This is a genomic window from Pseudomarimonas salicorniae (genome assembly GCF_023156535.1).
Lineage (GTDB): Bacteria > Pseudomonadota > Gammaproteobacteria > Xanthomonadales > Xanthomonadaceae > Pseudomarimonas > Pseudomarimonas salicorniae.
Window position 1 is genome coordinate 66065 of sequence record NZ_JALNMH010000013.1, and the last position, 18614, is coordinate 84678.

Annotated in this window: 9 protein-coding genes; 5 read left to right on the plus strand and 4 right to left on the minus strand. The window is 69.2% G+C overall.

The window, feature by feature from the left end:
* Window positions 1–133: 133 nt before the first annotated feature.
* Window positions 134–2254 carry a TonB-dependent receptor family protein gene (locus M0G41_RS15280; RefSeq protein WP_248210774.1) on the plus strand — a complete coding sequence of 707 codons (2121 nt, stop codon included), beginning with the start codon at window positions 134–136 and terminating at the stop codon, window positions 2252–2254.
* A 517-nt stretch (window positions 2255–2771) separates the two neighbouring features.
* Here the strand turns inward: M0G41_RS15280 and M0G41_RS15285 are convergent.
* A complete protein-coding gene (locus tag M0G41_RS15285; protein ID WP_248210775.1) occupies window positions 2772–3692 on the minus strand; it encodes a LysR family transcriptional regulator in 921 nt (306 codons plus the stop codon).
* A 94-nt stretch (window positions 3693–3786) separates the two neighbouring features.
* Between M0G41_RS15285 and M0G41_RS15290 the strand changes: the two genes are divergently transcribed.
* Window positions 3787–4398, plus strand: a complete 612-nt coding sequence (locus tag M0G41_RS15290) for a short chain dehydrogenase (protein WP_282452970.1) — start codon at window positions 3787–3789, stop codon at window positions 4396–4398.
* A 26-nt stretch (window positions 4399–4424) separates the two neighbouring features.
* On the opposite strand, the gene M0G41_RS15295 is transcribed toward M0G41_RS15290, so the two are convergent.
* From M0G41_RS15295 to aceE, 3 genes are all read right to left on the minus strand, one after another.
* Window positions 4425–4961, minus strand: coding sequence for a YybH family protein (locus M0G41_RS15295; RefSeq protein ID WP_248210777.1), 537 nt, complete (start codon window positions 4959–4961; stop codon window positions 4425–4427).
* Between the two features lie 135 nt (window positions 4962–5096).
* Window positions 5097–6845 carry a hypothetical protein gene (locus tag M0G41_RS15300; protein ID WP_248210778.1) on the minus strand — a complete coding sequence of 583 codons (1749 nt, stop codon included), beginning with the start codon at window positions 6843–6845 and terminating at the stop codon, window positions 5097–5099.
* 72 nt (window positions 6846–6917) lie between these two features.
* Window positions 6918–9629 carry a pyruvate dehydrogenase (acetyl-transferring), homodimeric type gene (gene aceE, locus M0G41_RS15305; protein ID WP_248210779.1) on the minus strand — a complete coding sequence of 904 codons (2712 nt, stop codon included), beginning with the start codon at window positions 9627–9629 and terminating at the stop codon, window positions 6918–6920.
* A gap of 332 nt (window positions 9630–9961) precedes the next feature.
* On the opposite strand from aceE, the gene M0G41_RS15310 reads away from it, so the two are divergent.
* From M0G41_RS15310 to M0G41_RS15320, 3 genes are all read left to right on the plus strand, one after another.
* Window positions 9962–11200, plus strand: coding sequence for a glycosyltransferase (locus M0G41_RS15310; RefSeq protein ID WP_248210780.1), 1239 nt, complete (start codon window positions 9962–9964; stop codon window positions 11198–11200).
* Window positions 11201–11218: 18 nt separating this feature from the next.
* Complete coding sequence (locus M0G41_RS15315; RefSeq protein ID WP_248210781.1) at window positions 11219–13030, plus strand: hypothetical protein; 1812 nt, start codon at window positions 11219–11221, stop codon at window positions 13028–13030.
* A gap of 391 nt (window positions 13031–13421) precedes the next feature.
* Window positions 13422–18512 (plus strand): GEVED domain-containing protein, encoded by a 5091-nt coding sequence (locus M0G41_RS15320; RefSeq protein ID WP_248210782.1) that lies wholly within the window; start codon window positions 13422–13424, stop codon window positions 18510–18512.
* The last annotated feature ends 102 nt before the right edge of the window (window positions 18513–18614 follow it).

Sequence of the window (18614 nt, forward strand, 5' to 3'; positions counted from 1 at the left end):
GGAAGCTGCTGGGGAGTCACGCTGATACCCGCTGCAGCCGGAGCGGGCAAGCCTTGACCGGTTGGTTCTCTCCCGGCACCATTGCATAAGAATCGTTCGCATTTGCCCCTTTCTTCTTTTTCAGGAGTCCCGCATGCCTCGTCGCAGCCTGCTCTGCCTGGCCCTCGCCGCCGGGCTTAATGCCTACGCCCACGCCGCCCCCGAGCCCGACCCCGCCCCGGAAGCCCTCGACCGCGTCGTCGTCCGCGGCCAGGCCCTGCCCGACCCGCGCTTCCCGGGCGTGGCGCCGAGCATCGAGGACGGCAAGGTCAAGGCAGGCAAGAAGAGCACGCGCGTCGAGCTCGCGGCGCAGCCGACCGTGGTCGAGAACGCCCTGCGCCGGGTGCTTGCGCGTGTGCCGGGCGTGCTGGTCTCCGAGCTGCAGCAGCCGGCCTATTTCAACCTCAACTACCGCGGCCTGGGTGATCCGCACGAGTCGGAGTTCATCACCGGCCTCGAAAACGGGCTGCCGATCGCCAGCGACTGGTTCGGCTACCCGACCCTGTACTACCTCCCCCCGATCGGCCGCGTGGACAGCGTGGAGTTCATCCGCGGCGGCAGCGCCCTGATGTACGGGCCTCAGCCCGGCCCCTCTCTGAACTTCGTCACCCGCCGACCGCGCTTCGGCGTCGAGTCGACGCTGCGCAGCGATCACGTGGTTGGCAGCGACAGTCTCTACCAGACCTTCAGCGAAGCCCATCTGAGCGGCGAGCACATCGCCCTGATCGCCGACGTCGACCACCGCGCCGCCGACGGAGAGCGTGACAACGCCGACTACGAGGCTAATGCCGGTCGCGTGGCCATGGCCTTCCGCGTCGACGAGACCAGCGTCTGGGATGTCGAGTTCTCCGGCTACGAGAGCGAAAGCGGCGAGCCCGGACGGCTGACCAGCGAAGAGTTCGCCAACAGCCGCGAGCTGACCAAGACCCCGTTCAACCGGGTGTGGATCGACCGCGAGGCGGCCAGCCTCGCCAATACGAGGATGCTGACCGAGAACTGGTCTCTGCACGGCGTCTACCGCTACAGCGGTCTTGATCGCACCAGTCGCCGCAGCAGCGCCTTCGTGCCGCCGGCGGCGCCGCCGTCCAGCACCACCTTCGATCGGCAGCAGTTCAACGCCCACACCTTCGATCTGCGCGCCGTGGGTGACATCGGCGAACAGCACACCCTCAGCGCCGGCGTGACCGTCTACCGCGACGACTCCCCGCGAGAGCGCCTGCGCAGCGGTGATCTCGAGGGTGGCTACGGCGGCAGCCTGGTCTACCGCCAGGCCCGGGATACGCGCTACGCCGCGGCCTTCGTCGAGGCGATCCTGCGCTTCGACGCGCTGACCCTGGTCCCGGCCCTGCGCTACGAGGATGTCAGCATGGGCATTAAGGAGCAGGTCCAGCAGGCCGGCCTGACCCGCGCCCCGATCGACCGCCGCTTCGATCGCAACGAGGCTCTGGCGGGCTTCGGCGCCCTCTACGAGCTCGGTGGAAACCAGCAGGTGTACGCGAACGTGTCGCAGGGCTACCGGCCGATGCGCTTCGACGATATCGGCAACCCGAGCTCCAACCTCGCCCCGCAGAACGATCCCGATCCGGCTCGCGCCCTTAACATCGAGTTCGGCCTGCGCGGCAGTCCGATGGCCGGCGTGTACTACGACGTCAGCGCCTTCCGCATCGACCTCGACGACAAGATCGAGCAGCGCCAGGTCAATGTCGCCGACGTGCTGCGCATCAACAGTGGCGACTCGCGCCATCAGGGCGTCGAGGCCAGCCTCGAATGCGATGTGCTGAACCCGGGCGATGACGCCCAGGCGCCCTCCCTGCTGCTGTTTGCCAACGCGGCCCTGCTCGATGCCGAGATCACCCGCAGCGAGAACGCCGCCCTGATCGGCAACGAGCCGGCCTTCGCCCCGGAGCGCATCCTGCGTGCCGGAGCCCAGTACCGCAGCGCGGGCGGGCTCAAGCTGGGTCTCACCGCCAGCCATGTCAGCGACCACTTCTGGCAGGACAGCAATGGTCCGGGTGCCGGCGGCGCCATCGCCGCGGTGGTGCCGTCGTATACCGTGGTCGACCTCAGCGCCGAGATGCCGATCAACGAGAATGTCGCCCTGCTTGGCGGAGTCGGCAACGCCCTGGACGAGGACTACTACTCCCGCGTGCGCAGCGACGGCATCGAGCCGGCGCAGGAGCGCAGCTACTACCTGGGCGTTTCCCTGCGGTTCTAAGTCCAGCGCGGGCCGCCCCGAGCGGCAGCCCGCGCTGGCGGCGGGAAAGGGCGCAAAGCAGACCTTGCGCAGAACCCGGATGTAGGAGCCAGCTTGCTGGCGATCGTCGCTTCCGGGGCGCCTATCGCCAGCAAGCTGGCTCCTACGCGCAACGGCGCTGCCAGGTCCGGTTTGCGCCGCAAAGCAGGCCTTGCCGCGGTCAAATTGTGGGAGTGCCCTTGGGCGCGACCGCAGCGCTACGGATTCACCACAGACCGCGGCCGGAGCGGATCTCCGCGGTCGCGCCCAAGGGCACTCCCACATTCGGGTCTCGTTGGGCATCGGCGAAGCCCCATGGGCTGCGCCTTGGCGCACCGATACGGGCGTTCGGACGGTACGCCCGGTGCGGCCAGCCGCACCCTATGAATGTCCGCTTTGCGCCCGTTCCGGACCTCGGCGCGTTCGCATGCCCGGTGCCCCTGTTCATTCCACGGCGGCGGCATCCTGCGTCAACGGTGCCGCCATCCGCTGCCCTGCTTCAGCCCAGCAGGGCACGCCGCGCCGGTGCTTCAAACCAGGCGATCGCGTGTTCGCGGAAGGCCTGCTGCAGGCGGGTCGCGGGCCGGCGCTGCGGGTGTACCAGAAAGACCGGGACCGGGTGGATGTCCCAGTCCGGCAGCAGATGCAGCAGCTCGCCCCCTCGCAGCGCATCGTCGACCAGGTAGCGCGGCAGGCGTGCGACCCCGGCACCGAGCAGGGCGGCTCGCCTGATCGCGCCGAAATGATTGATGCGCAGGGTGCCGGCTACCCTGACCGCCTCGCTGCGGCGTCCGCGCAGGAAGACCCACTCGGCGTCGTCGCGAAAGTGCGTGTTATGAATGCAGGGCAGGGCGGCCAGCTCGCGGGGATGTCGCGGCAGTGGTCGGTCCCGGAAAAGGGCGGGGGCGGCAACCGGGATATCGCGGATCACACCGAGGGCGCGGGCCACCAGGTGCTCTTCCACCGTGCGCACGCTGCGAAAGCCGAAGTCGTAGCCGTCCGCGACAAGGTCGCGGCGTCCGATGCTGAGGTCCAGCTCGGCCTCAACCTGGGGCTGGGCCGCGCGGAAGGCCTCCACCAGATCGACCAGGAAGGCCTCGCCGAACGAGGTGGCCGCGGTGATCCGCAGCAGCCCGGCGATCTCCTCGCGGCTCGCTGAAACAGCCTGTTCTGCTGCGTCGAGCGCCGTCTGCAGCATGGCCGTATGTTCGGCATAGCTGCGCCCCAGTGGCGTCAGGACCAGGCGCCGGGTGCTGCGGATCAGCAGCTGGGCGCCGAGCTGCGACTCCAGCTGGGCCACCTGACGACTGACATGGGCCTTGGAGCAGCCAAGACGCTTGGCCGCGGCGGTGAAACTGCCGGTTTCGGCGACGGCCGAAAAGCACAGGCTGCGCTGCAGGCGGGTTCCGATTGTTTCCATGTGGAAACAGTGTTTCAGCGCCCGACCAGCTAATCAAGCGTTCGCCGTCGCCCCACAATTTCGTTGGCGCGGCAATGTCTGCCGTCAGACAACAATGGAGCGAGAAATGAAGATCTTGATCGTGGGCGCCATGGGCACCCTCGGGAAGGCGGTGGCGGCCGAACTTGGCCAGCGCCATGAGCTGGTCACGGCCGGGCGCGCGAGCGGAGATATCCGCCTCGACCTGACCGACCGCGCCAGCATGGAGGCGACGCTGGCCCGTCTCGGACCGCTGGACGCGGTGGTCAGCGCCGCCGGCAATGTGGCCTTCGGCGCCCTGATGGAGATGGACGAGGGTCAGTGGGCTCTGGGCCTGCGCGACAAGCTGATGGGCCAGGTGAACCTCGCCCTGTCTGCGGCGAAGGTGCTGACCGACGGTGGATCGATCACCCTGACCACGGGTGTGCTCGCCGAGCAGCCGATCCGCTACGGGGCCGCCGCCAGCATGGTCAACGCCGGGGTCCAGGGCTTTGTCCGCGCCGCGGCGCTGGAGCTGCCCCGCGGCCTGCGTATCAACGCAGTCAGTCCGGGCGTGCTGGTCGAGTCGATGCCCGGTTATGCGCCCTGGTTCCGCGGCTTCGAGCCGGTACCGGCCGCCCGCGCCGCCCTTGGGTTCTCGCGAAGCGTCGAGGGAGCCGATACCGGCCAGGTCTACCGCATAGACTGAGCTGGCGACTCAGGCAGCGGCGCGGCTCAGTCCGTGCGGCAGTCCGCAGCCAGCCCGTCGAACACGGTGGCGGCCTGCCCGGCTTCGATCGGGCGGGCAGGCTCGCCGCCGTCGAACAGCACGTACCACTGGCCGTCGGGGGCGCGCTTCCAGACCGAGAAGAAGCGGCCGGAGGCGTGCACCGTGTTGCCCGCCTCATCCTGCCGGGTCAGAAGATAGGGCCCGTGTGAGCTGGCCAGGTCCTGCTGCCGGGCGACATGCACGTACTGCGGGCGCCACCGGAGCCGGGTGGGCCGGCCCTCGATCAGCGGCATCCATCCCGCCACGACGGCGTCCCGACCCTCGAGCAACCCGGGGGTGCCGACCCCGAACTTCGCCTCGGGATCCAGATGTTCGCCGAAGGATCCGGCATCGCCCTCGTCCACGCTGCGGGCGAAGCTGGCCTCGCGCCGGAAGACCTCGCAGGCCGGCGTGCCTTCAAGCGGAGCTGGAACGGCGACAGGCGCCGGCGGGGCGGCCAGGCCGAGGGTGGAGACAAGCAGCGGTAGGCTGAACAGGGGCATCGACCTGGGCATGCCGTGAGGGACCGCCAGCATCGGCTTCGCGCTCCGACACGGCAAGCTGCCAGGGGTCGCTTCGGCGCCGGAGCGACAGGCTTGTGCGGCAGTCGATGCCGCGGGCTCGGGTCCCTTCGTGCCTCAGCGGGTTTCCATGGTCTGGACCATTTCGACCCCGCGCTCGGTGAACTCGAGGGTGAAGGTGCTCTGGCTGAAGCCCTTGGCGTAGGACTCCCTCATCAGCCGCACCTGCAGCTGCATCTGCTCCTTCTCGCGGCCCTCGGGCATTGCCGCCATCGCCTGTTCCATGGCGTCGGCAATCAGCTCGTAGAGCCGGGGCCGGACCTGGGCGGCGAGCAGGGGCTGGTAGTCCGGGTCGAGCACGAGGCGGTCCTTGAGCCTGTCCGCCATCGGCGCGGTGGCGAATCCGAGCAGCCGCTCCGATTGCGCGACCATCAATTCCGGAGTGCCGGGCGGGCTGCCGGGGATTTCCGGCAGTTTCACCGGCGTGCCATCGGCCGGCACCTCCAGTTGGGCCAGCTGGGGCACAAAGCCCTTGGCCATGCCGATCAGCGATGCCGGGTTGTCGCTGCCCAGCACCAGGGTGCCCTCGACGGCCGGCGCGGCGTCGCCGGAAGCGATCTCGAAGCGGTCGAGGCTGGCCATCAGGCCATAGACCATCGGCGCCGCGGCAAACACCGCCGGGTTGTTGATCTGCTTGCCGGCCTCGGCAGCCATCGAGTTCAGCGACTGCAGATCGGCGCAGGCGTAGGGCGCGTCGGTTACCCGGGCGGCCAGCCGCGAGACCACGCCGGGCAGGGCCTGCAGGGACAGGGCGAGGCCGAAGCTGGCAATGGCCTCGTCCCCGCTCGGGTCGCCGCCGGGCATAGGCGCGCGCAGCTTCAGCAGCTCCGTGCTGATCTCGGGCGACAGGTGGAACACCGAGCGCATCGCATTGCCGGTCGCATCGAGACGGCTGATACCGAAGCTGGCGCCCGGCAGGGTCCTGGCGAGGCCTTCGAATTCGAGCCTGCAGGTCTCGTCGAGCTGGGGAACGGGCTTCTGCATGGCCTGCCACAGCGCGGCGTTCGGGCTCTGATCGGCATCGGTGAGCTGCCGGAGCAGCTGCAGGTTATCGACATAGCCGACGGCATACGGCAGGAAACCGAGCTCGCCGGCGCGGCGCACCAGCTCGCCCTCGGCAGCCTGGCTCAGCGCTGGCTTGTCGAGGCCGAGCAGCTGGCGAAGCAGGGCCTCGCCGCCGGCCAGCGGGTGCACGGTCAGCACCATCTGGTCGCCGATCACGGCCAGCAGGGGCAGGGCCGGCGGCGCTTCCGGGCTGTCGGGGAGGGTCCAATAGCGCGCCTCGCCGAGCTGCTTCTGCGCAAGGTCCAGCCCGGCCGAGGCCTGGATGCGGCCGATCAGAGCTTCGAGCTTCGCCGGGTCGGCCAGCCGGACGCGCATCACCGGCAGCGGCCCTATGCCGTAGATAGCGCCGAACCCGGCGCTGGGCAGGCCGATATGCCCGGCCGACTCGCGCAGGGTCTTGCCCTTGAACTCGGCCTCCAGTGCGTCGAGCAGCTTGAGCATCGATGCATCGCCGGGATCCGCGCTTTCCGCAAGCTTCTCGCGCAGTTCGCCGGCCATCTGCGGCCACATCGCCATCGAGCTTTCGGCCTGCGCCCACATCGCATCGGCCACTTCATCCGGCACCGGCTGCAGGGCAGCCAGCGCATAGGGCGTATCGGCGGGGATGAACTCCAGCATCTCGCTGGCCGCCGGGGACACGCTGGTCAGCCCGGACAGCGCTGCATCCTGCGAGCGGTTGAACAGCAGCCAGCCGACGACGGCCAGCGCGACCAGGGCAAGGGCCCAGAGCAGCTTGTTCATGGCGAATCCCTGTGCAAAGGACCCGCATGATAGCCCCGCAGCCCGCACCGGCGGGCCGGGGGCAGGCCGCGCTCAGACCGTCAGCGGATTGGCCTTGTCGACGTCGATCTTGTACTCCTTGATCGCGCGGGCGACGTCCTTGGCGTTCATCGTGCCGTCCTCGGCCAGTGCGGCGATGGCGGCGTGGGCGATGTAATAGCGGTCGACCTCGAAGAAGCGGCGCAGGTTGGCACGGGTGTCCGAGCGGCCGAAGCCGTCGGTGCCGAGCACGGTGTAGCGGCCGGGAACGAAGGCGCGGATCTGGTCGGCGTACTGGCGCACGTAGTCGGTGGCGGCGATCGTCGGGCCGCTGCGGCCTTCCAGGCACTCGGCGACGTAGGACTTGCGCTTCTGCTTGGCCTCCGGATGCAGGCGGTTCCAGCGCTCGACGTCGTAGCCGTCACGGCGCAGCTCGGTGAAGCTCGGGCAGGACCAGATGTCGGCGGCGACGCCGAAGTCCTTCTCCAGCAGCTCCGCCGCCGCCATCACCTCGCGCAGGATGGTGCCCGAGCCGAGCAGCTGGACACACGGCTGCGCCGACTTGCCCTTGCCCTTGCTCTTCCCCTTGGTTCCGGCGCCGGAATCCTGCAGCAGGTACATGCCCTTGATGATCCCCTCCTCGGCGCCCTTGGGCATCTCCGGGTGAGGGTAGTTCTCGTTCATCAGGGTCAGGTAGTAGTACTCGTCGACCTGGTCGGTGAGCATGCGCTTCATGCCGTGCTGCAGGATTACCGCAACCTCGAAGCCGAAGGTCGGGTCGTAGGGCTTGCAGTTGGGGATGCTGCCGGCCAGCAGGTGGCTGTGGCCGTCCTCGTGCTGCAGGCCCTCACCGTTCAGCGTGGTGCGGCCGGCCGTCGCGCCGAGCAGGAAGCCGCGGGCGCGCATGTCGGCGGCCTGCCAGGCCGAATCGCCGATGCGCTGGAAGCCGAACATCGAATAGAAGATGTAGAACGGCAGCATCGGCAGGTTGTTGGTGGAATAGCTGGTCGCGGCAGCCAGCCAGCTGGAGAACGCGCCGCATTCGGTGATGCCTTCCTGCAGCACCTGGCCGGCGGCGTCCTCGCGGTAGTACATCAGCTGGTCGGCATCGACCGGCTTGTACTTCTGGCCGAACGGGGCATAGATGCCGATCTGCCGGAACAGGCCCTCCATGCCGAAGGTGCGCGCCTCGTCGGCGACGATCGGCACCACCCGCGGACCGACCTGCTTGTCGCGCAGGACAATGTTCAGAGCCTGGACGAAGGACATGGTGGTGCTGATCTCGCGATCGCCGCTGGCCTTGAGCAGCCGATCGAAGGACTCGAGCTTGGGCACTTCGAAACTTTCGTCGGCCTTTGCCCGGCGCTGCGGCAGCGGACCGCCGAGCGCGGCGCGGCGCTCCTTCATGTACTTCACTTCCGGCGAGTCCTCACCGGGGTGGTAGAAGGGCACCTCGGAGAGCTTGTCGTCCGGTACCGGAATCTTGAAGCGGTCGCGGAAGGCGCGCACCGCGGCGTCGTCCAGCTTCTTGGTCTGGTGGGTCGGGTTCAGCGACTCGCCGGCCGAGCCCATGCCGTAGCCCTTGACGGTCTTGGCCAGGATCACCGTCGGCTGGCCCTTGTGCGCCATGGCCGCGGCGTAGGCCGCATAGACCTTGTGCGGGTCGTGGCCACCGCGGTTGAGGCGCCAGATGTCCTCATCGGAGAGCGAGGCCACCAGGGCCTTGGTCTCCTCGTAGCGGTTGAAGAAGTTCTCGCGGGTGTAGGCGCCGCCGAAGGCCTTGCAGTTCTGGTACTCGCCGTCGACGGTTTCCATCATCAGCTTGCGCAGCATGCCGGCGTGGTCCTTCTGCAGGAGCGGATCCCAGTAGCTGCCCCAGACCACCTTGATCACGTTCCAGCCGGCGCCGCGGAATGCGCCCTCCAGCTCCTGGATGATCTTGCCGTTGCCGCGTACCGGGCCGTCGAGTCGCTGCAGGTTGCAATTTATGACGAAGCACAGGTTGTCGAGCTGTTCGCGGCCGCCGAGGGTGATCGCGCCCAGCGACTCGGGCTCGTCGCATTCGCCGTCGCCCATGAAACACCAGACCTTGCGATCCGACTTCGGCATCAGGTCGCGGTGCTCGAGGTACTTCCAGAAGCGCGCCTGGTAGATCGCGCTGATCGGGCCGAGGCCCATGGACACCGTCGGCGTCTGCCAGAAGTCCGGCATCAGCCAGGGATGCGGATAGGAGCTGATGCCGCGGCCATCGACCTCCATCCGGAAATGGTCGAGCTGGCTCTCGCTCAGCCGACCCTCGAGGAAGGCGCGGGCGTAGACGCCCGGCGAGCTGTGTCCCTGCACATAGAGCAGGTCACCCGGATGCGATTCGCTGGGCGCGCGCCAGAAATGATTGAAGCCGACGTCGTACAGGGTCGCCGAGCTGGCGAAGCTGGCGATATGGCCGCCGAGCTCGCCCGGCTTGCGGTTCGCCCGTACCACCATGGCCATGGCGTTCCAGCGCAGGATGCAGCGGATCTTCCATTCCATCGCCGGATCGCCCGGCATCTGCGGCTGCAGGTGGGGCGGGATGGTGTTGATGTATTCGGTGGTCGGCTGGAAGGGCAGCATGGCCCCGGCGCGGCGTGAGACCTCGACCATGCGCTCCAGCAGCTGGTGGGCACGCTCGGTGCCGTCATGCTGGATCACCGCGTTCATCGCCTCGATCCATTCCTGGGTTTCCGTCGGATCGAGGTCGGAGTCGAGAATGTCTTGCAGCGGATTCATGGTGCCTCCCGGTGGCGGGCCCGCGCCGCTTCGGATGGCGGTGTCGGGCGGTCGAACAGATCCGCGAGTCTATCTCACCGCCTGTTCCGGACGCTGCCGTATCCGCAGGGCTGAATACGATTGCAGCGCGGCGCGCAGGCCGTGTCGCCCGCCTGGCGCTGGGGTTCGCACTGCCGGTCGCAGGCCTTCTGCAGGCTCTTCACACAGGGCCGGTGCGGGCGAGGGCGACCGCCGGAGCGGCCGGCCCCGTATCATCTGCGCCGTGGCTGCCTGCCCGGCCGTCGCCGGGCAGGCGGCGGCAGCGATCGCCGGCGGCGCATCAGGAGCCCTCGTTGCATCTCGACATCGACAATCAGCCGCTCAGCCCGCCTCGCCGACCACCGCCCGGTGCGGGCGGGGCGCTGGCACCGGATACGGACGCCGTGGACGCGCCGCCGGATTTTCCGGGCGCCGCGACCTGGGACGCGCTGCGCCGGGCCATCGACGAGGCGCTGGTGGTCCAGGAGCGCGCATTCTCTGCACTCGCCGACGCAGTCGCGCGGCATCGCGTGGTCTCGACGCTGCCACTGGGCAGCTTCGATCACTGGCAGCGCGCCGTCGGTGTGCTGGCGCCGCGGCGCAACTGGCTGAACCCCCTGACCCGCCCGTTCGATGTGCCTGACATCGGTCTGCTCTTCCGCCTGATCCGGGCGGCGCGGGAGGCCGATCTGGTGCTGCTGACCGGGGGCGAGCGGGTTGACCTGTTCTACGCGCTGCTGCTGCGCTGGCTGGGCTCGGTGCGCACGCCGCACATCTTTGCCGATGCCCACTGGTCGCCGCGGCGCAACTGGCTGACCGGCTGGATCCAGCGCCAGATCCACCGTTCGGCGGCGCCGAAGATGGTCGAGGTGCAGCCACACTCCGAGGAGGAGGTCGCACTCTATGCGCGCAATTTCGGCTATCGCGACGAGCTCATCCGGCCGATTCCCTGGAGCACCTCGCTGACCGGCCACTCGGTGGAGCCCGAGCGCGGTGACTACGTGGTCAGCGGGGGCTATTCGCACCGCGATTACGCGACCCTGATCGCAGCCTGCCGCGACGCCCCCATCGAGCTGCGGCTGGGCATCCCGGCGCGCAGCGAGGTCGCGCGCGAGGCCCGGGCGCTGGCCCGCGGCATCCCCAACGTGCAGGTCCACCGGCATTGGAGCAATGCCGAGTTCATCGACCAGCAGGCCCGCTGCGGGGTGTTCGCCTTGCCGATCACCCCGGGCCTGCAGCGTTCTACCGGTGACCAGACCATCCTCAATGCGATGGCCTGGGGCAAGGTGGTGGTGGCCACCGACTCGATCGGATCGCGGGTCTACATCCGCGACGGCGAGAACGGTTTCCTGGTCCGCGAGTCCGACCCGGCGCACTGGCGTGAGGTCCTGCAGCGGGTCATGACGCTCGACGAGACCGCCTATACGCGGATCGGCATGTGCGCCATGTGGGATGCGCGGGTGCGTTTCGGTGAGCGGCTGCGCGCCGCGCGCACCCTGAAGGCGGCCCTGCGACACCTTGATCGATCCGACACCCCGGGCCAGGCCGCCTAGTCCGGAGTGTCGGAGTTCATGCTCAGACTGTTGCTGCTGGCCGCCGTGCTCTGCGTGCTTCCGGGGCAAGCGCCGGCCGCCCAGCCCACCCTGACCCTGCGCTTCAACGAGGGGGCGCTGGAGGCCTGGCATCTGTCCCTTCGCTGGCAGGGCGGGAAGGCGCTGGCGCCGGCCGACCGCCCACGGGCCGGCTACTCCGAGCGCCGGCTTGCGCTTGCCGCGGCTGAGGAGGAAGGCGACCTGCTGAGGTTCCAGGGGGATTCGGGACTGGTGCTGTCGCGGAAGGCGCGCCAGCTGGCCCTCTCCTCGATCGCGGTCAGCCTGCGCACCAAGGGGCGCTTCGTCTGGCTCAGTGAGCCCGGCGGACCTGCCCTGCTGCGCGCGAGCATGCCGCATCGCTATCCGGTCGAAGCCGGCGGCGACTGGCGCAACCTCGATCTGCACGCCACCGCCGCCCTGGCCGAGCGCCTTGGCCAGCCACGGCTCGAGGGCGCGCTGCTCGGCGGCCTCGACCTGCGCTGGAGCAGGCAGCCCAGCCCGCTGTTCGGCGGCCTTGGCGCGCCAACGGCCAAGGGCGGCCGGCGCTGTCGGCAGACCGCGGTCTTCCACTCCGAGCAAACGCCGACCGACGTGCAGATGATCGACATCGGGCGCCCGTTCCAGATGCGCTGCGAGGGCTGCACGAGCGGCAGCAGCAACGGGCGACTGGTGATCGCGCCGAGCGCCGACCTCGGCAACGTCGGCGCCGCCGATGTGCCCTGGATCGTCAAGTTCGGCGGAGACGGCCCGCCCTATGGCGCGGACCAGCATCCCTACCTGGTCTGGGCGCTGTATCGCGAGGACGGTGCGGGGCGTCTGGACCAGATCGCTGTCTCCGGCCTCAAGCACGCCTTCATCTCGCAGAACGACAGCTGCGACTGCCAGGCCGACTTCTACCTGTTCCGCGGCTGCACCGACCTGTATTCCGCCTTCACCAACGACAGCGCCGACGACCTCGGGCCGCGCAGCGAGGTGATCCCGGCGCGCGGGCTGTGGGGTCGCTGTGGCTCGCTCTATGACCGCGACTGCAACAACAGCTTCGACCAGGGCGCCGCGGTGGCGGACGGCTTCGCCGAGCGGGCCGTGGTTACCGAGGCCGAGCTGGCCGCGGCGCGCGCCGCCGGCGACCGCCTTTATATCGAGGCCTGGTACGTGGTGCGCGACGACGTCGATATCGACAACAGCGTTGGCCACCGCATGATTGGCGCAGAGAAGGTCGATGCAGGCTGGGTGTTCGACACCCTCGAGCCCATGCGCAACGGCTTCGTGGTGGATCGCTGGGCCGCCCGCGGCGGCGGCGCCCGCTATCGCGCCGCCGAGCGCGCAAGCCTGGTCGATGGCCACCTGCAGGTCGGCGTGCGCATCGAGGCGCTGGGCGATGGTCGCTTCCGCTACCACTACGTGCTGTTCAACCTCGACCATGCCCGGGTGGTGACCGCTGGCGCGCCGCCCAGCCTGCGGATACTCGAGCACCGCGGGCTCGCGGCCTTCGAGCTGCCGATCGCCGCGGGCCTTGCCGTCGAACAGGTTGAATTCCGCGACAGCGATACCGAGACCGGCAACGACTGGGCGCTGGACGTCGAGGCCGGCCGCCTGCGCTGGACCGCGCCCGCCGGGGCTGACCTGGGCTGGGGTCGCCAGCTGCGGTTCTCATTCGTCACCGCCGCCGGGCCCGAGCGCGGCATGCTGCGCGTGGGACTCGATCCCGCGGCCCCCGCCGAGCAGGCCGGCCTGCCACTTTGGGCCCCGCTGGCGCCGGGCCATCTGTTCGCCGACGGGCTCGAAGACTAGAGGGCCTGTCCCGGCCCGCAAGCACGCCCAGGCAGGGGCGAGGCGCAACGACCGGCGCCCCACGCTCGGGGGTCGACCAGGGGTCATCGCGGATCGGCATGCCAGCGCGGAAGGTGCGGGCCAGAGCTGGGCTGGCGGCTTCCATTCAAGGCCTGAGCCCCTTGCGGATTGCGCTCCGTGCAGGTCGACGAAAGCGCCGGCGAGCACTCGGTCCGCCGCCACCGAGGCCGCTTCGCGGCGCCGCGTGAAGGCGCTTCCACGAGGCGACCGTACGTCGCGAAGAGGGTGAACTCCCCTCTGTAATCTGTTCAAATGCCGGACTTTCCGTGTCGGAGTTCGCAGTTTGGGGAATCGCTGCGAGCATCCGGCCTGCACAAGACTGGAGACTTGCATGTCGAGAACACTGGTTCTTTCGGCCGCCCTCGTGGCCTGTTTGGCGCCCGCTGCACTGTTGGCTGCCACGGTAGACGGAACGGTGTTCGCCGACCTCGACGGCGATGGCGTCTTCGACAGCGCAGGTGTGCAGGCCGAGCTCGGCATCGCCGGGGCGACGGTGCAGGCGCAGGATGAGCTGGGCAATACGACCAGCGTGACCACGGGCGCCACCGGCGCCTACTCGGTGACGCTTCCAGGCAGCCAGCTCCGCATCGAGGTGACCCAGGGCGCACGCATCGAGCCCGCCCGCTCGAGCCTGGGCGCCGGCTCGCGGCCGAACGTCTTCTTCGTCAGCGGCAGCCAGTCGGGACGGCATGTCGGCTTTGCCGACCCGGGGCACTTCTGCCAGACCAGTCCCGAAGTCATCGCCAACGTCTACTCGAACGGCAATCCGAATTCCGCCTCGGGCGCCTCCGGCGCCAACTCGTGGATGGTCCGGGCGCCCTTCTTCTTCAGCGACGACACAAGCAATCCACCGAATGCGACGGTGGCCGTCGGCCGTGTGATGGGCTCGACCTGGGGCCTGGCCTACCAGCGCAGCACCGACTCGGTGTTTGCCGCCGCCTTCGCCAAACGCCACTCGGGCTTCGGCGTGGGGGATGGCGTGCCGGCCGTGGCCGATGGGGCCAATACCAACGAGTCCGGCGCGATCTACCGGGTTGCGAATCCGCTGGACGCTGCGCCGACCGTCTCCCTGCTGGTCGACCTGCAGGCCTTCGGCATCGATACCGGCAGCATCGACCGCACGGAGAACACCGCTACCTCCGAGCTCGAGGCGCCTGGCACCACGGCAACCGATCCGAACATCGACGCCGATGCCTTCGACAAGGTCGGCAAGGTGGGTCTGGGTGGACTTGCACTGTCCGATGACGAGCGCACGCTCTGGACGGTCAACCTCAACGACCGCCGCCTTTACGAGATTCCGCTCACGGTCAGCGGGGCCAGCGTCAGCGCCAACGGCGCCGGGATCGTCGCTCATGACCTGCCGGCCAGTGGGGCCATGCCCACCTGCGCAAACGGGGTGTTCAGGCCCTTCGCGGTCAACTACCACCAGGGCTTTGTCTACGTCGGGGGCGTCTGCACCGCGGAAGGGGCCGGCGGCACGGCGGCCAACCTCAGTGCCCATATCCTGCGCCATGACCCGACCGGTGCCGACGGCAACTTCACCTCGTTCGCCAGCTTCAGCGACCTGACCTATACCCGCGGCGCGGCCTCGACCGACTCGCCCAACGATCCGACCAACAATTCCCCCGGCAGCCCGCTGTCGGTATCGGGCAACTGGGGGCCGTGGATCGATGAATGGAGCGACATCGCCAATCCCGCGCCGGATGCGGGGCCGTTCGGCCAGACCATCGAGCCGCAGCCCATGCTCTCGGACCTCGAGTTCGACGTCGACGGCACCCTGGTCCTGTCCTTCATGGATCGCTTCGGCCACCAGTCGGGCAACGAGAACTACAGCCCACTGGCGGCGGACGGCGTTCCGCGCGAGGTCTACGAGGGCGTCTCGGCCGGCGATCTACTGCTGGCCTGCCTGAGCGGCGGCAGCTACACGCTGGAATCCGCGGGCGGCTGCCCGGGACGGACCTCGGACGGGGCCACCAATGGCCAGGGTCCGGGCGGCGGCGAATTCTTCTGGCATGACAAGTACCAGCAGAGCGGCGTCTATCCGCCCAATGCCACCCCCACCACCGGCGCCCACCGCGAGATCACCCTCGGTGGCGTGGCCATCCACTTCCCGCGGCGCGAAGCGATCGCCACGGTGTTCGATCCGCGCAATGCCTTCCGCGCGGCCGGCTGGCGGGTGCTCAATCTGGTCAACACCGCCGGGACCGGTACCAATGCCGGCGAGAACCTGCGCAGCGTAGAGATCTTCGGCCAGGATGCCGGGGGCGCCGAACCGGTGCGCTTCGGCAAGGCCGCAGGTATCGGCAACCTCGAGCTGATCTGTTCTCCGCCGGTGCTGGAGATCGGCAACCGGGTGTGGCTGGACACCGATCTCGACGGCATCCAGGACGCCGGCGAGCCCCCCGTCAGCGGGGTGACCCTCACGCTCTACCGCGGCGGCACGCAGATTGGCGCAACCTCCACCGATGCCAACGGCGAGTGGTACTTTGCCGTCACCCAGAGCAGCACCCCGGATGCGAGCACCGGCGACAACGACGTCCGCCTCGCCAACCCGCATTTCTCCGACTACCAGGTCGCCATCGATCCGGCCAACTTCGCATCGGGCGGCGCGCTGTTCGGCATGACGCCCACCGCGCGGGACGCCGACGGCGGTCCCAACGGTGATGCCCGCGATTCCGACGTGGCCAGCATCAACGTCGCCGGCATCGGCAACCGCCAGGGCATCAACTTCTCCGTGGGCGGGCCGGGTGGCAACTTCCACACCCTCGACATGGGCTTCGTGATGTCCGACCTCGGCGACCTGCCGGACAGCGGCGCCGGCGTCGGCGCCGGCAACTACGAAACCCTGCTCGCCAACGGCGGCCCGGTGCATCCGATCCTCGCCGGCCTGCGTCTTGGCAGCGTGGTCGATGATGAGGCCGACGGCGTCCCGAGCCTGGGCGCCGACGGCGATGACCTCGCCGGCGCGCCGGATGACGAGGACGGCGTTGATGTCAGCGACCTCAGCCTAAGCGTCGGCAGCCCGGCCCTGATCGACATCACCGCCACCAACACCACCGGCTCGGCGGCACGGGTCTGCGGCTTCATCGACTTCAACGGCGACGGTGATTTCCTCGACGCCGGCGAGTCGACCAGCGTCGCGGTGCCGGACGGCAGCAACGATGCGGCCCTGCTGCTGAACTTCGGGGTGGTGCCGGCCGGTTCGGCGAGCAACACCTATGCCCGCTTCCGGCTCAGCACCGATACCGTGAGCGTGTGTTCGGCCAATGGCTCTGCGCCCGATGGTGAGGTCGAGGACTACCCGGTCTCCATCGCGACGCCGATTACCTTTGACTTCGGCGACCTGCCGGATCCCGCCGCGGGCACTGCGTCTGGCGACTATCCGACCCGACTTGCCGACGATGGCGCCCGCCACATCATCGTCGCCGGCCTGTTCATGGGTGCTGGCGTCGATGCCGAGGTTGACGGCGCACCGACCACGGCCGCCAACGGCGATGATCTTGCCGGCACGGACGACGAGGACGGCGTCACCGTCGCCGACCTGAACCTCACCCAGGGCAGTCTCGCCAACATCCGGGTCACGGCGACCAACAGCACCGGCTCGGCGGCGCGGATCTGCGGGTTCGTCGACTTCAACGGCGACGGCGATTTCGCCGATGCCAACGAGACCCAGCAGGTGGCGGTGCCCAACGGCAGCGCCGGCACCATCTTCACCCTGGCCTTCGGAACGGTGCCCAGCGGCGCCGCGAGCAGTACCTATTCCCGCTTCCGCCTGAGCACCGCGGCCGTGGCCTGCAGCGCCACCGGCCAGGAGAACGACGGTGAGGTCGAGGACTACCCGGTCAGCATCATCGCGCCGGCCAGCTTCGACCTCGGCGACCTGCCGGATCCGGCGGCCGGGATCGGCAGCGGCAATTACCAGACGCGGATCGCCGACGGCGGTGCCCGCCACCCGATCGTCAGCGGCCTGCGAATGGGCGCCAGCGTGGATGCGGAGGCTGACGGGGCCCCCAACGTCGCCGCAAACGGCGACGACCTGGCCGGCACGGACGACGAGGACGGCGTCGATGTCTCCGACCTCAGTCTGCGCGAGGGCGACAGCCCGGCGGTCGATGTCGTGGTCACCAACACCACGGGTTCCACCGCAAGGCTGTGCGGCTTCATCGACTACAACGGTGACGGCGATTTCCTCGACGCCGGAGAGACCGCCAGCACCACGATCCTCAGCGGCAACAGCAACCTCGGTGTGGTGTTGAACTTCGGAGTGGTGCCGACGGGTTCGGCGGCGAACAGCTACGCCCGCTTCCGCCTCAGCACCGACACCGCGGGCGCCTGCAGCGCGGTCGGTGACGCGACCGATGGCGAGGTCGAGGACTATCCGGTGGCCATCGCGCCGGTCCTGGTCGGCCTTGGCAACCTGGTCTGGGAAGACCTCGACAACAACGGCATCGCGGCGCCTTCCGAGCCGCGCATCGCCGGCGTCGCGGTCCGACTGTTCCGCGACGACGACGGCAACTGCGCCCCCGATGGCGCGGTGCTCGCCTCCACCGCCACCGATGGCAGCGGCCTGTACGCGTTCACCGGCCTGACGCCGGGTGCCTACCTGGTCGAGATCGACCCCCCGGCCGGCTTCATCGGCAGCACCGGAAGCGGCTTCCCCTACCAGCCCAGCGGGCCCTACGAGCCGGCGCCCGACCCGGACAACGATGTCGACAACGACGACAACGGCACCCGGGTCGGCAACGTGATCCGCAGCTGCGGCATCACCCTGTCGGCCGGCGGCGAAGTCGCGGACGGCGATGCCGACGACAACAACAATCCGAGCGTCGACTTCGGCCTGCTGCGGCAGTTCGACCTGGCCCTGCGCAAGACCCTGGCTCCCGGGCAGCCGGAATTCATCCCGGACGGCGCTCCGGTGCGCTTCACCATCACCGTGTTCAATCAGGGTGAGCTGGTGGCCCGCAACATTCAGGTCACCGACTACATCCCGACGGGCATGGCCCTCGCCGACGCCGGCTGGACGGCGGGCAGCGGCAACACCGCGACCCGGATTATTCCGGGGCCGCTCGCCCCGGGCCAGCAGACCGAGCTCACCATCACGCTCGACGTCACCGACAATGCCCTGACCAGCTTCGTCAATCGTGCCGAGATCAGCGATGCCACGGACGACATGGGCATTCGCCGGCGCGATATCGACTCGACACCGGACGGCGACGTCGACAACGATGGCACGCCGACCGACGATGCGATCGACAACCGGAACGCCGACGAGGACGACGCCGACTTCGCCTCGGTCCGGCGTGGCTCGCCGCCGCGTCCGCCGGTGACGGTACCGGGTCCGACCGGTGGCGTGCTGATCCTGCTGGGGCTGGCGATGGCCGCCGGCGGCTTCGCCCAGACCCGTCGCCGCTCGCGGCGCTGACGGACACGCCGCGGCATCGGGGGTAACGCAGCGGGCGGGGCCGAAAGCCCGGCCCGCTGCGTTTCAGGGCCTCGCCCGCGGCGGGGACTGCCCTGCGTTGGA

Excerpts from the sequence above, each read along its gene's own strand:
- M0G41_RS15320 (WP_248210782.1), top strand. The coding sequence starts at position 13,422 with ATGTCGAGAACACTGGTTCTTTCGGCCGCCCTCGTGGCCTGTTTGGCG.
- M0G41_RS15315 (WP_248210781.1), top strand. The coding sequence starts at position 11,219 with ATGCTCAGACTGTTGCTGCTGGCCGCCGTGCTCTGCGTGCTTCCGGGG.
- M0G41_RS15295 (WP_248210777.1), bottom strand. The coding sequence starts at position 4,961 with ATGCCCCTGTTCAGCCTACCGCTGCTTGTCTCCACCCTCGGCCTGGCC.
- M0G41_RS15280 (WP_248210774.1), top strand. The coding sequence starts at position 134 with ATGCCTCGTCGCAGCCTGCTCTGCCTGGCCCTCGCCGCCGGGCTTAAT.
- M0G41_RS15290 (WP_282452970.1), top strand. The coding sequence starts at position 3,787 with ATGGAGCGAGAAATGAAGATCTTGATCGTGGGCGCCATGGGCACCCTC.
- M0G41_RS15285 (WP_248210775.1), bottom strand. The coding sequence starts at position 3,692 with ATGGAAACAATCGGAACCCGCCTGCAGCGCAGCCTGTGCTTTTCGGCC.
- M0G41_RS15300 (WP_248210778.1), bottom strand. The coding sequence starts at position 6,845 with ATGAACAAGCTGCTCTGGGCCCTTGCCCTGGTCGCGCTGGCCGTCGTC.
- aceE (WP_248210779.1), bottom strand. The coding sequence starts at position 9,629 with ATGAATCCGCTGCAAGACATTCTCGACTCCGACCTCGATCCGACGGAA.